Source organism: Pseudomonas cannabina, assembly GCF_900100365.1.
Lineage (GTDB): Bacteria > Pseudomonadota > Gammaproteobacteria > Pseudomonadales > Pseudomonadaceae > Aquipseudomonas > Aquipseudomonas cannabina.
On sequence record NZ_FNKU01000001.1, the window covers coordinates 503,156 to 517,548 of the forward strand.

At 58.2% G+C, this 14,393-nt stretch carries 10 protein-coding genes and 4 pseudogenes; 4 read left to right on the plus strand and 10 right to left on the minus strand.

Features of this window, described 5'->3' with window-relative positions; genetic code table 11:
• Positions 1–113: 113 nt before the first annotated feature.
• Genes BLT55_RS02380 through BLT55_RS02390 form a run of 3 tightly spaced genes read left to right on the plus strand, consistent with a single transcriptional unit; the run spans position 114 to position 2,029 of the window.
• Complete coding sequence (locus BLT55_RS02380) at positions 114–425, plus strand: hypothetical protein (RefSeq protein WP_054998768.1); 312 nt, start codon at positions 114–116, stop codon at positions 423–425.
• A 2-nt stretch (positions 426–427) separates the two neighbouring features.
• A complete protein-coding gene (locus BLT55_RS02385; RefSeq protein ID WP_054998767.1) occupies positions 428–1,291 on the plus strand; it encodes a DUF72 domain-containing protein in 864 nt (287 codons plus the stop codon).
• A 48-nt stretch (positions 1,292–1,339) separates the two neighbouring features.
• Positions 1,340–2,029 carry an extensin-like domain-containing protein gene (locus BLT55_RS02390; RefSeq protein ID WP_054998766.1) on the plus strand — a complete coding sequence of 230 codons (690 nt, stop codon included), beginning with the start codon at positions 1,340–1,342 and terminating at the stop codon, positions 2,027–2,029.
• Positions 2,030–2,088: 59 nt separating this feature from the next.
• Here BLT55_RS02390 and BLT55_RS02395 read toward each other — a convergent pair.
• A pseudogene (locus BLT55_RS02395) lies at positions 2,089–2,711 on the minus strand (energy transducer TonB).
• Between the two features lie 138 nt (positions 2,712–2,849).
• Here BLT55_RS02395 and BLT55_RS02400 point away from each other — a divergent pair.
• Complete coding sequence (locus BLT55_RS02400) at positions 2,850–3,617, plus strand: class I SAM-dependent methyltransferase (protein WP_375233504.1); 768 nt, start codon at positions 2,850–2,852, stop codon at positions 3,615–3,617.
• Between the two features lie 365 nt (positions 3,618–3,982).
• Here BLT55_RS02400 and BLT55_RS02410 read toward each other — a convergent pair whose 3' ends face one another.
• The 9 genes and pseudogenes from BLT55_RS02410 to BLT55_RS02450 all read right to left on the minus strand — a co-directional run.
• Positions 3,983–4,672 carry a DUF4197 domain-containing protein gene (locus BLT55_RS02410; protein WP_055001795.1) on the minus strand — a complete coding sequence of 230 codons (690 nt, stop codon included), beginning with the start codon at positions 4,670–4,672 and terminating at the stop codon, positions 3,983–3,985.
• Between the two features lie 203 nt (positions 4,673–4,875).
• Positions 4,876–5,226, minus strand: coding sequence for a YbaY family lipoprotein (locus BLT55_RS02415; RefSeq protein ID WP_055001794.1), 351 nt, complete (start codon positions 5,224–5,226; stop codon positions 4,876–4,878).
• A 111-nt stretch (positions 5,227–5,337) separates the two neighbouring features.
• On the minus strand, positions 5,338–7,839 hold the full coding sequence (gene plsB / locus BLT55_RS02420) for a glycerol-3-phosphate 1-O-acyltransferase PlsB (protein ID WP_055001793.1): 2,502 nt from the start codon (positions 7,837–7,839) through the stop codon (positions 5,338–5,340).
• A gap of 166 nt (positions 7,840–8,005) precedes the next feature.
• Complete coding sequence (locus BLT55_RS02425; protein WP_007250132.1) at positions 8,006–8,383, minus strand: hypothetical protein; 378 nt, start codon at positions 8,381–8,383, stop codon at positions 8,006–8,008.
• Between the two features lie 19 nt (positions 8,384–8,402).
• On the minus strand, positions 8,403–9,212 hold the full coding sequence (locus tag BLT55_RS02430; RefSeq protein ID WP_055001792.1) for a putative RNA methyltransferase: 810 nt from the start codon (positions 9,210–9,212) through the stop codon (positions 8,403–8,405).
• The gene (gene dapE, locus BLT55_RS02435; RefSeq protein WP_007250134.1) at positions 9,212–10,363 is read right to left on the minus strand and encodes a succinyl-diaminopimelate desuccinylase; all 1,152 of its coding nucleotides are present in this window, start codon (positions 10,361–10,363) and stop codon (positions 9,212–9,214) included. The genes BLT55_RS02430 and dapE overlap by 1 nt, the downstream gene beginning before the upstream one ends.
• Before the next feature lie 99 nt (positions 10,364–10,462).
• Positions 10,463–12,481 (minus strand): annotated as a pseudogene (locus BLT55_RS02440) (glycosyltransferase); the annotation flags it as partial.
• A 103-nt stretch (positions 12,482–12,584) separates the two neighbouring features.
• Positions 12,585–13,061: pseudogene (locus BLT55_RS02445) on the minus strand (beta-(1-3)-glucosyl transferase); the annotation flags it as partial.
• A gap of 136 nt (positions 13,062–13,197) precedes the next feature.
• Positions 13,198–14,313: pseudogene (locus BLT55_RS02450) on the minus strand (glycosyltransferase family 2 protein); the annotation flags it as partial.
• Between the last annotated feature and the right edge of the window lie 80 nt (positions 14,314–14,393).

The following is a 14,393-nucleotide window of genomic DNA, read 5'->3' on the forward strand; positions in this document are numbered from 1 at the left end:
TCTCATATGGCGTAAACAATTTTCAATATATGTGGTCTAGTTATCGTTCGGCAATTTGCGAACTACAAGGCAGTAACGCTAAATTGCCACTATCGACGCCGAGTACATAATCGATGCGCATAGACGGAACCTCATCACGCTCTTACCCGATCAAGCGAAAGCCGCAGAAGACGCCTTCCACTGTTGAAGGTTCTTTCGAGGAAGTCGCCGCTGATGCCGAGCTGCCACCGCTTTCCGCGCAGGCACGCCGCGAGCCGGGTGACGCACCTATTGGCAGTACGGCCAATCTACCTGCGCGTCCGCAAGACATTATCTTCCCGCGCTCCATGAGCTCTCGTGTTGCCCACGCCTTGGCCAGTTACCTGACCACTGCCAGCTTTGTGGATTGGGACCTTGAAGTATCGGGGCTCGATCTTCACGTCTGATTGTGTCTGACCTGCCTTACTACCTCGGCTGCCCATCATGGAGTGAAAACGCCTGGCGCGAGTTTCTGTACCCCGAAAATGCCCGTCCGAGTGATTTTCTGAGTCTCTACACTCAAGTATTCAATGTCGTTGAAGGCAACACCACTTTTTACGCGCGTCCAGCCGCCACGACCGTGCAGCGCTGGGCCGAAATAATGCCTGACGATTTTCGCTTCACCGCCAAATTCCATAAAGACATCAGCCACAGCGGCGACCTTCGTGAGCAGATCGGCGCCGCCGAGGATTTCATTCGCTTGCTTGCCCCGTTGGGTCAGCGGATATCGCCGTTCTGGCTGCAACTGCCCGCCAGTTTCACGCCGCAGCGTCTTGCCGAGCTGGTTGGCTTTGTCGATGAATTGAAGGTGCCGCTGGCAGTAGAAGTGCGCAACATGGCGTTCTTCATGAAAGGCGACGAGGAGCGCATGCTCAACCGTCTGTTGCTGGAACGCGGCATCGAGCGCATCTGTCTCGACTCGCGCGCCTTGTTCAGCTGCATCTCGAGCGATCCTGCCGTGCTGCATGCGCAATCCAAGAAACCCAAGGTGCCACCACGCCCGGCGGCACTGACTCTGTTCCCCCAGGTCCGCTTCATTGGCCGCCCCGAGCTGGAAGCCAACGATCCCTTTCTGGTCCAGTGGGTGGAGAAGGTCGCGCTGTGGATCGAAGAAGGGCGAACGCCTTACGTATTCCTGCACACCCCGGACAACCTCAGGGCTCCGGAACTGGCCAGGCGTTTTCACGAACAACTGATGGTGCGCCTGCCCGGGCTGCCATCGCTGCCGGAACTGGATCGCGGGCCGCAGGTGGAACAGTTGGGCCTGCTCTGAGGTCTTCAGGCAGGGGGCGATAGCGCCTGAATTTTTCAAAGGCTGAATATGCGGGCATTGCTGTTTTTTCTGATGGTCTGCACAGGTGTTGCGCTTGCCGTCTGGCGCGGCTGGATTGATGTGCCCGTGCAGTGGAATCCCTGGGCGCCGCTCGATGTGCACGCCGAGCCGAACGTCCTGACGTCTTACAAATTGTCACGACTGCAGAACGATCCTGCTCTGTGCGATCAAGTGCTGGCGACCTCGGGTTTGCGTTTCAGTCGGCAGGCGGACAGCGCTCCCGACGCCCGCTGTCCGCTGATGAACACGTTGCGCGTGCAGGGTGGCGAGGTGGCGCTGAGCAGCAGTTTTCTGGCCAGTTGCCCGCTGGCAGTGGCTTATGCGCTGTTTGATGTCCATACCTTGCAGCCTGCTGCTCAGGCGGTCTTTGGCCAGCGCGTGGCACGTATCGATCACCTCGGCAGCTTCGCCTGTCGCAACATCTACAACCGCGCCAACAGCCGGCTGAGTCAGCACGCTAGCGCCAATGCCCTGGACATAGCCGGTTTTCGCCTGGCTGACGGTCAGCGAATCAACCTGCTCAAGGACTGGAGTGACAGCGGCGACAAGGGGCGTTTTCTAAGGCTGATTCGCGACGGCGCCTGCAAGAACTTCAGCACCGTGCTGGGGCCGGACTACAACGCCGCGCATCGCGATCACTTTCATATGGACATGGGGCGGTGGGCGGTATGCAAGTGAGCGGCACGCTGCAAGCTCTCTCAGATCCGGGTGGCAGCTTGAAACTTGAAGCTTACCGCTTACGCCGCCATCCTGAGGTTTTGCAAAATCAGTGGGCGAGCCCAGCCGTTTTCGTAGTCGAACTGGCGCTGTTGGGTGGCGATGGTTTGCGGGTGGGGGGCAGCGCAGGCTTGTCGGCCAGTTCCCATTCAAGTTCGGCAATCGGCAAATGCAGCGGGCGCGGCTGCGGACCGGGGGCTGGGGTGCCTTTGTCGTCGTAGGGGTTCAGAACAAGTGGGCGCACCCAGTTGCTTTCGAATTCCAGATGCCGCTGCTGTGCGATCATTTCAGCCAGGCTGAAAGGTTCGGCGGGGGGTGGCAGCAGGTCGAGATCAAATTCGGCGATCGGCAGGAACAACGGTTCTGGTGGCTTGACCTCGGTGTCAGTCACCGGGCAGGCGCGTTGCTCGACGATTTTGCTCAGCGTCCTGGCGCCTGCAACCGGCTCGCCGGTTTCAACATCAACTTCGGCGGCTGTCGGATGTACCGGAACGCTATCGCTGTCACTGACCTGTTCTGCCATCGCGCGGGCAAAAGCATCCGACCACAGCTGCGTTACACCACCCAGTGTGCGGGTGTTGCGAACGCTAAAGTCGCCTGAGTGCGACAAATAGCCAATGGCGGGTTGAACAATGTCTGACATAGCGATCAGTACTGACGTTGGTTCTGGCAAAATGCCTGATACTTGGTTATCGGCAGAGATTGCCGATCATTAACAATTTTTGAGTGTGTAAGCGCAATGAGTGAGCAGCAAACAGGCAGCCGTATCCGGGTCGAGGCAATGGCCGTCGACGGACAGGAGCGGGCGAAGGAATGGGCGCAGCGTCTTGGCTTGCCACTGCACAACCAAGAGGCCGATTTTGCGTTGCAGCTCACCGACGTTGGCTTGCAATTGCAGCAGTTGGACGACGATGCGCCAGGTGCCGTGCGCGTGGACTTTGTCGAAGGGGCGGTTGCGCACCGACGTTTGTTCGGTGGAGGCACCGGGCAAATGATCGCCAAGGCAGTCGGCATTCAGCCCGGCATACGCCCCAGTGTCCTGGATGCGACGGCGGGCTTGGGCAAGGATGCGTTCGTGCTGGCGAGTCTGGGCTGTGACATGAGCCTGATCGAGCGCCAACCGATTATCGCGGCGCTGCTGGAAGATGGTCTGGCGCGTGGTCGTGCTGATCGTGACGTCGGTTCGATCGTTGCCCGGATGCGCCTGCTGACCGGCAATTCCATTGACCTCATAAACACGTGGGCAGACGAGCCGCCGCAGGTCATTTACCTCGACCCGATGTTCCCGCACCGGGAAAAGACCGCACTGGTCAAAAAAGAAATGCGCCTGTTCCGGCCGCTGGTCGGCGACGACATGGACGCCCCTGCCTTGCTGCAAGCCGCCCTGGCGCTGGCAACCCACCGCGTAGTCGTCAAACGCCCCCGCAAAGCCCCCTGCATCGAAGGGCCCAAGCCTGGCTACGCGCTGGATGGCAAATCCAGCCGCTACGACATCTACCCGAAAAAAGCCCTGAAACCCAAAGTGGTCGAGAAAGAAGTGGGTGAGTAGAGCATTTGCCCAGCTGCTTCTCCGTGCGTGTGTTGAGAACGCCTGAACCCCGGTTATTGCTTACGCTCCAGCGCTGTGGGAACGGACCGCGCGTGTGGGAGCGGACCGGGCGACGCTTCGCTTGTCCGCGATATACCAGTTTCTGTAGGAGCGGACTTGTCCGCGAACTGCCGGGAACCGGCAGCAAAACCGGTGCATACGGTCTATCAGACACGGCCGAGGTGGCCTGTTTCAGGGCCGCTTCGCAGCCCATCGCAGCCGTCGTAACCTTCTGAATCTCTCACGCCCTCCGGACAGAACCGGTTTTCAGGCACTTCAAGACCTGTATATGACGCTGTGTGCTCCAGCGCGGGAACGTATTTGCGTCACAGCGCCCCAAACACCTTCTTCGCCAGCCCGGTGGCCGCTGCCTGCGGGTTAGAGCGGATGCTCTCTTCCTGCTTAGCAATCATCTCGAACAGACCGTTAAGCGCCTGCTCGGTCACATAGCTTTCGAGATTGGCACTCTTGCTGTCCAGCGCACCAAGCGCTGCAGCCTTACCGGCGAAGGCATTGTATTTCTGTGCCAGACCCACCTGGTCAGTAGACTTCTTGACAATAGGCAGGAATTTGGCGCGGATCTGTTCACGGCTGGTGCTGCTCAGGTACTGGGTCGCCGAGTCCTTGCCACCGCTGAGAATGGCCTTGGCATCGGTCACCGTCATCTTTTTCACCGCATCCACCAGTAACGCCTGAGCCTGAGGTACTGCTGCCTCAGCTGCCTGATTCATACTGGTTTCCAGTTGATCGACCTGGCTGCCCATGCCCAGCATTTTCATCTTCTTCGCGACCTGGCCCAGCTTGCCCGGCAGCTCGATACGCACCTGTTCATTCTTGCTGAAACCGCCGGGCACCCCCAGTTGTTTGACCGCAACCTGCGCGCCTTGGGTCAGGGCATCCTTGAGCCCGCCCGTGGCGTCCGATTGTGAAAGGTCGCTCAGCGACAAGGCGAACACGTTGGCCGACATCAGCAGACCTGCACACACACCGGCAACGGTAAACGAAAAACGAGGCATAAGGCGTCCTTGTAGAAATGAGTTCTGACCTGCGCTTGGGTCAACAGCAGCGCAGTACGCGATCAAGCGTATCAGGAAGTCATGGCGGGCACGTAAAACCTGAGGATGAGTGTTGATGATTTCTGAAGAGGAGGCGTACGGGTGAAACGACAGCGGCGCGTTGAGAACGCGCCGCTGAAGAGAGCTTTTTATTTCGAGGTCAATCAACCGTTTACTTGAATAACCTTGATCATCAGACCGGTCTGATCTTCGCCGGTCAGTGTCACTTCATGCACGGTGTCGCTGATCCAGATCAGACGATTTTCATGTTCAATCTGTGCCGACAAGCCGTAAGTGTGGCCTGGCACCGGGTATCGATCGGTTGCATAGCGCAGTTCAAACGGAATCGGCACCTGGTGGTTGATTGGCTTCTCGCAGACGTCAATCACTTCCGAAAAATCGTCAGCACCGCTGATGTCGCTCAGTTCGACAGTCAGCTTGCAGTTGCCTGGCAGAGCGATGCGTGGCAGGTAATAAACTTCACCCTGAAGGCGTACTAGGGTTTTATTGGTCATTTCAATTTCCTTATTGAGTAGGCGCCAGTCGTTGGTGCAAACCACACGTTAGCAGACGCCAGCACGTAGAAAACACCTGTCTAAAAGTCCTTATCAATTTGCGGAAAAATCTTACGTCGCCCCAGTCTCGTTTCTTACATTTTGCTCTTCTTCGTTGCTGTGCAGGGTAACCTGGCGGATCGACAGGCGGATTTCAGCCGGCAAGACGCGCTTGGCTGCACCTTCCGCCAGTTCGCCCAGCAACGGGTGATAACTCAGCTTGCCTGCGGCGTCCTTGCGCAGTACACCGAGGTCCAGCAGGGTCTGGATAAAGTGCCGGAACAGGCTCTTGTCGAAAAACTCCGGCGCGTTCAGGCCATGCAGGATCGACAGGCGCTGGGCCATGACCGTGCACAGGTCTTCCAGCTCTTCGGGGCTCAAGGTGTTCTGGCCATTGTTGAGCAACAAGGCAATTGCCATGTAGAAACGCTGCAATGTCTGCGCGATGGCGCGCGACAACAGGGTCAGCAACACGAACTCTCGGGAGCTGGGTTCCGGGCGCACGTAGGCGTCATTCTTGAAGCGCAACAGACCTTGTTCGACGAACGCGGCGAGCCATTGATCGATCACCTCATCCAGCTTGTTCAGCGGCCAGCGAATGAACAGTTCCGATTGCAGGTAAGGATAAAGCGCGTGGGTGTAGCGCAGAATCTGCTCGCGGGTCATGCGCGACGAACTCTGGAAAAAGCTCGCCAGCAACGAGGGCAGGGCGAAGATGTGCAGGACGTTGTTGCGGTAGTAGGTCATCAGGACCGCGTTCTGCTCGTTCAGGTACAGAATCTTGCCCAGCGCGTCTTTCTGCTCGGCCAGCAGGTCCATGCCTTTGACATGCTCGATCAGCGAACGGCCGTCGCCGTCCGGCAAGGTGGTGTGCGGCGAATACGGCACGCTGCGCAACAGCGTCAGGTACAGGTCGAGGACACGCTCCATGGCCTGATCGTCCAGCGCGAGTTTTTGCGTCGACAGCAGTGCCACCGCCACCAGGTTCATCGGGTTGACCGCTGCCGCTTCGTTGAGTTGCTGGGCCACACGCTCGCCCAGTCGATGCGTGGTTGCACTCAGCCATTCAGGGCGATACTGCGGCGCGAGCTCCTGGGCGCGCCAGTCCGGCTGCTCGCTGTCGAGGAATTCAGCGAGCTTGATCGGCTCGCCGAAGTTCACCGAAACCTCACCAAAGCGCTGTTTCAATGCGCCGATGACTTTGAAAATATCGAAGATCGATTCTTTTTTCTTGGTCGCACCGCGCAGCTCGCCCAGATAGGTACGACCTTCCAGCACTCGCTCGTAGCCGATATACACCGGGACAAAGACAATCGGCATCCGCGAGTTGCGCAAAAAGCTGCGCAGTGTAATGGCCAGCATGCCGGTCTTGGGTTGCAGCATGCGCCCGGTACGCGAGCGACCGCCCTCGACGAAGTATTCGACGGGGAACCCTTTGGTGAACAAGGTGTGCAGGTATTCGTTGAACACTGCGGTATACAGCGGATTGCCCTTGAAGGTACGGCGCATGAAAAACGCGCCGCCACGCCGCAGCAGACTGCCGACCACTGGCATATTGAGGTTGATGCCGGCGGCAATGTGCGGCGGGGTCAGGCCGTTGCGAAACAGCAGATAAGACAGCAACAGGTAATCGATGTGGCTGCGATGACACGGCACATAGATCACCTCATGCCCCGGCGCGACTTCCTGCACACCTTCGATGTGGTTGACTTTGATGCCGTCGTAGATCTTGTTCCAGAACCAGCTGAGCACCACTTCCAGAAAGCGGATGGCGGAATAGGTGTAGTCGGACGCGATTTCGTTGCCGTAACTCAGTGCGCGTTCGCGCGCCTTGTCCTGCGAAATCTTTTCCCGTTGGGCTTCGTCGATGATCGCCTGCTTGACAAGCGGCTCGTCCAGCAAGCCCTTGACCAAGGTGCGCCGGTGCGACACGTCCGGGCCGATCACAGCACTTTTCAGGTTGCGGAAATGCACCCGGAGCAGACGCTGGCTCATGCGCAGGGTCAGGGCGTAGCCTTTGTTCTGGTCAACCAGTTCACGCATATGAATCGGCGCGGAAAACTGCACGCGGGTCTTGCGGCCCAGAATCAGGATGCTGACCAGACGCCGCAAGCGCCCGGTGACTGCCCAGCTGTCGGCGAATAACAGCTTCCAGGCGCTGGACTCGCGATCAGGCGACTGACCCCAGAACACACTGACCGGAATGATCTGCGCATCTTCGGCAGGGTTCTGGCTGACCGCTGCCACCAGGGGCTCAAGCGTCGGTGGCGCACCGCGCTTGTCATGGCGGCCCAGCCAGTCAGGCGAGGGCGTCAGGTAGAAATACGCCATCGGTTCGATCAGATCGCCAACTGCAACCGACAACACGGGACGCGGCAGGCCGGCCTTGCGGCATTCGGTGTCAACGACCGCGAGATCGCTGACCGACGGCGACTGCAACGCATAAAACACCGGCCGACTGCGGTCGAGGTTGAGCGTGAAAGATGACTGATTGATGGTTTCCGAGCGAACCCAGAGGTACAGCAATCGGCGCAGGGTGCCGAACACAAGACGACGGAACGGAGAGCGGGTCATACGGCTTCTGCTGAGTAGGAGTCGGGCGGCTGCCCGAGATGGGCGTCAGTGTGACGCATCCCGAGAAGATCGGCAAAAAGGCTGGTGTGTCTTCCGGCAAGTCGGGAGGTTGACCTGTAAAGCACAGTCACGACGGCACACGGTTGTACCGTCGGGGAAAGAAGTCTCAGGCGGTGCGCCAGGTGATCTCTTCTTCACCGTCGGCACTGACGCGTATCCAGCGATCGGCGGTTTCGTCGCTTTCTTCTTCAATCCACGTGCCTGGGGCGCAGCGCACTTCGACGTTCAGCGCGGCGAATGCGGCGCGCGCGCAGGCGATGTCGTCTTCCCACGGCGTCTGATCGCTGTCCAGGTGCAGGCTGTTCCATTTGCCCACGGCTTTGGGCAGCCAGGTTACGCGCACGCCACCGGCTTGGCATTTCCAGGTCTGGCCGCGTTGTGTCCAGTCAGTGCATGGGCCAATGGCGGCTTCCAGCCATGCAGCAATGGCCTTGTGATCGACGTCTGCGTCTTTCAGGTAAATCTCGATATCGGGTTGGCGCATGGGTGCCTCTGTTGAATGCTTATTGCAGCACGAAATAATCGTAGCGCATGGAAACGGTGACCTTGAAAGGTCCGGATTGCTCGATGACTGCCGCGCGGCGTTCGGCGCTGGCTCGCCAGCCGTGTGGCGTCATGGCCAGCAAATCGGCGCGGGACTGGCCGTCGATCAGCGTCAAGGTATAGCGCAGTGTTTCACTGTGTTGCAATTGCATGCCTTCCGGCACCAGCGCCAGGTGCTTATCGTCAGCGTAATCACGCACTTCATCGTACAGCCGTTGACGCAGCTCCATCAGGTGCTCGCTGGTCGGGCCGACGCGCATCAGCCCGCCGCCAGGCGTCAGCAGGCGTTTGGCTTCTTGCCAGTCCAGCGGGCTGAACACGCTGGCCAGAAACTGACAACTCGCTTCCGCCAGCGGCACCCGGGCCATGCTGGCGACCATCCAGGTCAGCGCCGGATCACGACGGCAAGCCCGCTTGACGGCTTCGCGGGAGATGTCCAGCGCGTAACCGTCGGCGCGCGGCAGGGCTTCGGCAATCTGCGCGGTGTAATAACCTTCGCCGCAGCCAATGTCCAGCCAGTGCGCCGGGTTGCGCTCGGCAGCCAGCTCGGCCAGTCGGCGGGCGACCGGTGCGTAGTGTCCGGCGTTGAGAAAGTTGCGCCGTGCTTCGACCATGGCCTGATTGTCACCAGGGTCGCGGCTGTTCTTGTGCTGCACCGGCAGCAGGTTCAGATAACCCTGTCGAGCACGGTCGAAACGGTGGTTGGCCGGGCAGACCACACCGTTATCAGCCGCACTGAGCAGCGCAGAGCAGATCGGGCAGGTCAGCATCAGGCGAGCAACTTGACCAGAGTCCGGTAGTAAATCTCGGTCAGTACATCGAGATCGCTGGCCAGAATACGTTCGTTGACTTGATGGATCGTCGCGTTGACCGGTCCCAGTTCGACCACCTGGGTGCCCAGTGTGGCAATGAACCGGCCATCGGAGGTTCCGCCACTGGTCGAGGCCTTGGTGTCGCGGCCGGTGACGCTCTTGATGCTGGACGACACCGCGTCCAGCAGCGCGCCCGGCTCGGTCAGAAACGGCAGGCCGGACAAGGCCCAGTCCACATGCCAGTCCAGCTCATGTTTGTCGAGAATGGTCGCCACGCGCTGTTGCAGGGCCTCGACAGTCGACTCGGTCGAAAAGCGGAAATTGAACACCGCGACCAGATCGCCGGGGATCACATTGGTCGCGCCGGTGCCGGAATTGAGGTTGGATATCTGGAAGCTGGTCGGCGGGAAGAAATCGTTGCCGTTGTCCCAGTGCTCGGCAGCCAGTTCGGCCAGCGCCGGAGCAGCGAGGTGAATCGGGTTCTTCGCCAGATGCGGATAAGCCACATGGCCCTGCTTGCCACGCACGGTGAGTTTGGCACCGAGTGAGCCGCGACGACCGTTTTTGACCACATCGCCCACCAGCGTGGTACTCGACGGCTCGCCGACGATGCACCAGTCGAGTCGCTCTTTGCGCGCTGCCAGGCGCTCGACGACAGCCTTGGTGCCATGGTGCGCCGGGCCTTCTTCGTCACTGGTGATCAGAAACGCCACCGAGCCCTTGTGATCGGGATGATCGGCGACAAAACGCTCGGCCGCGACCAGCATCGCCGCCAGACTGCCTTTCATGTCCGCTGCGCCACGTCCGCAGAGCATGCCCTGGTCGTCGATCAAGGCGTCGAACGGATCGTTCTGCCATTGCTCCAGCGGACCGGTCGGCACCACGTCGGTATGCCCGGCGAAACACAGCACCGGGCCGTCCTGTGTGCCGTGGGTGGCCCAGAAGTTATCGACGTCTTCGATACGCATCGGCTCGAGCGTGAAGCCGGCATCGCCCAGGCGCTGCATCATCACGGTCTGGCAATCGGCATCAACCGGGGTCACCGAAGGCCGACGGATCAGGTCGCAGGCCAGTTGGAGCGTGGGCGAGAGGTCGGCGGGGGCAATCATGTACTGAACTCCATAGCAAGGCTGTGGGCGCGAAAAGGCTGTTATCTTATAGCAAAACGACGACCCGGGGCCGTCGTTTTCGCACGCGATCCGGAGATCTCAGGTGGCCGGCTGCGCAGTGCGGTTTTCGCGGGCAGACAGGACCGCCATGACCACCGCCGCCAGATAGGGCAGCGATTGTGCGAACAGCATGGCAATCCAGAATCCTATGTCTGCATCGATGACCTTGCGATCAATGCACAACAACACAATCGTGGTCCATCCTGTTGCAACCATGCACAGTTCCTCACGCGCCTCATGTATTGCCTGCCCGTGATGGCTTGCGCAGGTAAGTTTTGGGGTACGAAAAAACGGCATTCCCGAGGTCACGAGCCCCGACAACACGGCTTTGCCTATCGTCGGATACAGCGCCATGCCGGCCAGTATGGCTGCCAGTGCTTCGTTGATGTGGGTGCTGATCCGTTGTCTGTAAAGTGCCGCTACTTTGAGGGCGCGCACAACGTACATCAGGATCAATGACGTGGAAAATATCCATGGCACCGGTTCGACAGTGTCGGGCGTCAGGAGCATCGTCATGGACCAGGCGAGCGCCGCCAGTGCCAACAGATAATTCAGGCCTTCTGCTGCCCACGGCATCCACCCAACGACGAAATGGTAGCGTTGCATCGCGGTCACGGATGCGCAGTTTCCTGCAATCAGGCTTCCGGCATGCCGCTTGATGATCTGGATGGCGCCATATGCCCAGCGATAGCGCTGTTTCTTGAAATCAATGAATGTGTCGGGCGTTAGGCCTTTGCCATAGCTGGTAGCGGCGTAGCCGGTGGAAAATCCGTTTTCCAGCATGCGCAGACCAAGTTCGGCGTCTTCGCAAATGCACCATTGCGCCCACCCCAGCCGGTCCAGTGCCGAGCGGCGAATAAGGGTCATGGTGCCGTGCTGGATGATCGCATCGTGATCATTACGAATGACCATACCAATATTGAAAAAGCCTCGATACTCGGCGTGGCAGCAGCGTTTGAACAGACTTTCATGGCTGTCGCGATAATCCTGCGGTGACTGAATAACGGCAATCTTCGGGTCCAGGAAGTGCGGCATCATATGTTTCAGCCAGAGTCGCTGAACGCAATAGTCAGCATCGACGACGGCCACCACCTCGGCATCTTCAGCTGTATGTTTCAGCAGGTAATTGAGTGCGCCCGCCTTGAACCCGGGAAGCGAATCGACATGAAAAAACCGGAAGCGGGCGCCGAGTTGCTGGCAATAGCGTTCAATGGGCTTCCAGATGGCCGGGTCTTGTGTGTTGTTGTCAATGACCAGCACTTCGAAATCCGGGTAATCCAGTTTTTGCAACGAATCGAGCGTCAGTTTCACCAGGTCAGGGGGTTCGTTGTAGCACGGCACATGCAGGGAAACCTTTGGCGTGGGGCCCACATGGCGGTGTTCAGGGGAGAACGATCGTGGGTCGTCCGGCCCCCAACAGGCTTCCAGAAACTCATGAGTTTCCATGCCGATGTAAGTCAGCAGGCTGGCAGCCCAGATAACAGCGACAGGCAGTGCCAGCCATACGGACAGTGATTGCGCGTAGCTCATGCCGAGCCAGACCAATGCGCAATAAATCAGAATCACTATTGAAGCACCTGTAAACCACGAGTCCGGCCTCAGGCGAGTCATGAGCCTGAGTATTTCCGAGAGCATGTTGAGCGGCATTCTCACGGGGCCACGAACATGCAGTTTCAGTCTGCGCTTTGCATCGAACAGACCCCAGTTAGGGCCTGGCAGACCTTCTTCGGTCTTCCAGTGCTGGTCGAAAGCCTCTATCACGAAATAGTCATGGCCGTGCTGATCCAGCAACGGGATCTGATTGCGCAGGTATATCGAGTGTTCTGCCGCAGATGTCGTTATCCGTCTCTTGGCGCTGGCTTTGCTGGGCCAGCCAATCTCGGACAGTATGAGGGGCTTGTCAGGGAATCGAGTCCTCAGCTCATTGGCCCGTGCCAGCACCATCGGGCTCGCGTCTATCGCACCGGCGCCTTCCCAGAATGGCAATATATGAGCCGCTATAAAATCAGCATGTTCGGCAAGTTCCGGCGTCTCGTACCATTGCATCCATATTTCGGAAGGAGGCGCTGATTTATTCGATTTTTCGTCCCTGCAACGCTCTGGAGGCCTTGATTTATCTGGGGGCAACAGCTGGGTTTTAGAATAAATCAGCGTCTCCGGAAGTCGAGACAGGTACGTTGACGGCGCGTCGTGCGGTTTGCATATAGTGGACAAGCAGATCGACAGGGATATCGTCACGAAGCAGAACTTCATTGCTGATGATCAGTCGTCGCACGCTTGAAAACCGATTGGTCAACTCGACCCCCTTCAGCAATTCCCGCGCATTATGTTTTTCGTCCTCTGTGATCCATACGCCGAGGGTGACCGTCATATCCAACTCTGCGGCGAGTTCGGGGATATGCATCAGTGTCCCTTCGACCGAGTACGTTCTTATATTCCGTGTGACGCTTCGAAGCAGCAGCAGGTCGTCCCTGATCTGGTCGCGAGTCGGAAAAATCTGTTTGTAGGGGCTTTGTCCCGGGCGAAACGGGGCATAGGCTAAACCAGAGATCATTTCAGGCCAGTCGGGCGGATGGTTGAGTCTGGTTTTGAACAGGTTTGTTGACCACGTGCCTGCCTTGTTTGAATTTTTACCCATGTTTGAAATGTGCTCCATGCGGTGTATCTGTAGCGCGACTCCCTGTCGCGTCTATTAACCTTGGCGGCTTTGAGGTGCCAGGCGTTTTAGAGCAAACGATGACCTGAGACCGCCGTTTATCGTGTCTTCTGGATATTCAAATAGTGGACGGGGCAGGGCGGTTTGCGCGAGCAGACAGGATCGCCATGGTCATGGCGGCTACGTAAGGCAATGACTGGGCGAACATTATCGCCACCCAGAATCCAAGGTCTGGACCGATAGCGTCTTTTCGGATGCACAGCGATACCATCATGGCCCACCAGGCCACGGCCATGTACAGATCTTCCCGGACGTCCAGCAGAGCCTTGCCGAGCCCGCTGCCAGAGGTCTGCTTGGGCGTGCGAAAGAACGGTAATCCTGAGGTGAATGCCGATGAAAGCACGGCCTTGCCTACGACCGAGTACAGCGCCATGCTCGCAATTATGGCTGCGAAGGCGTCTTTGACGTCAGTGCTGGCCAATCGTTGATAAAGGCTGATCGCTTTGCAAACGCCCAGAACAAACATCAACAGTAATGAGGATGAAAATATCCACGGCACAGGTTCGAGAGTGTCGGGTTTAATGATCATTGCCATTGACCAGAGAAGCACAGCGATAGCCAGAAAGTAATTTATTCCCCCTGCAATCCAGGGCATCCAGCCGGCAATGAAGTGATAGCGCTGTATTGGCGTCAAGGCCTCGCACGTACCTGCTATCAAGCTTCCAGTATGATGTTTGAGTATCTGGATGACTCCGTAAGCCCAGCGATACCGTTGTTTCTTGAAGTCCATGAATGTATCCGGGATCAGTCCCTTGCCATAGCTGATGGCGACATAGCCGGTGGAAAAGCCGTTCTCCAGTATTCGCAGCTCGAGCTCGGCATCCTCGCAGATGCTCCATTCTGCCCAGCGCAGTTGCTGCAACACCGAATTGCGAATCAGGGTCATGGTGCCGTGCTGAATGATTGCGTCGTGGTCGTTGCGGATGACCATGCCAATATTGAAAAAAACGCGATACTCGGCCTGGCAGAAACGTTTGAACAGACTTTCGTCGCCATCACGGTAGTCTTGCGGTACTTGAATAACCGCTATATCCGGGGACGCAAAATAGGGGACCATGTGCTTGAGCCAATGCCGGTGCACGCAATAATCGGCATCGATCGCCGCTACGATCTCGGCATCCTCGGCGGTGTATTTCAGCAGGTAGTTCAATGCGCCCGACTTGAACCCGCTAAGGAGACGCTGAACAATTAACCCGTTCGCACCGTCCCCATTTCCAAGCCGGTTTTTTTCAACCTGCCGGCCTTATTTTACGT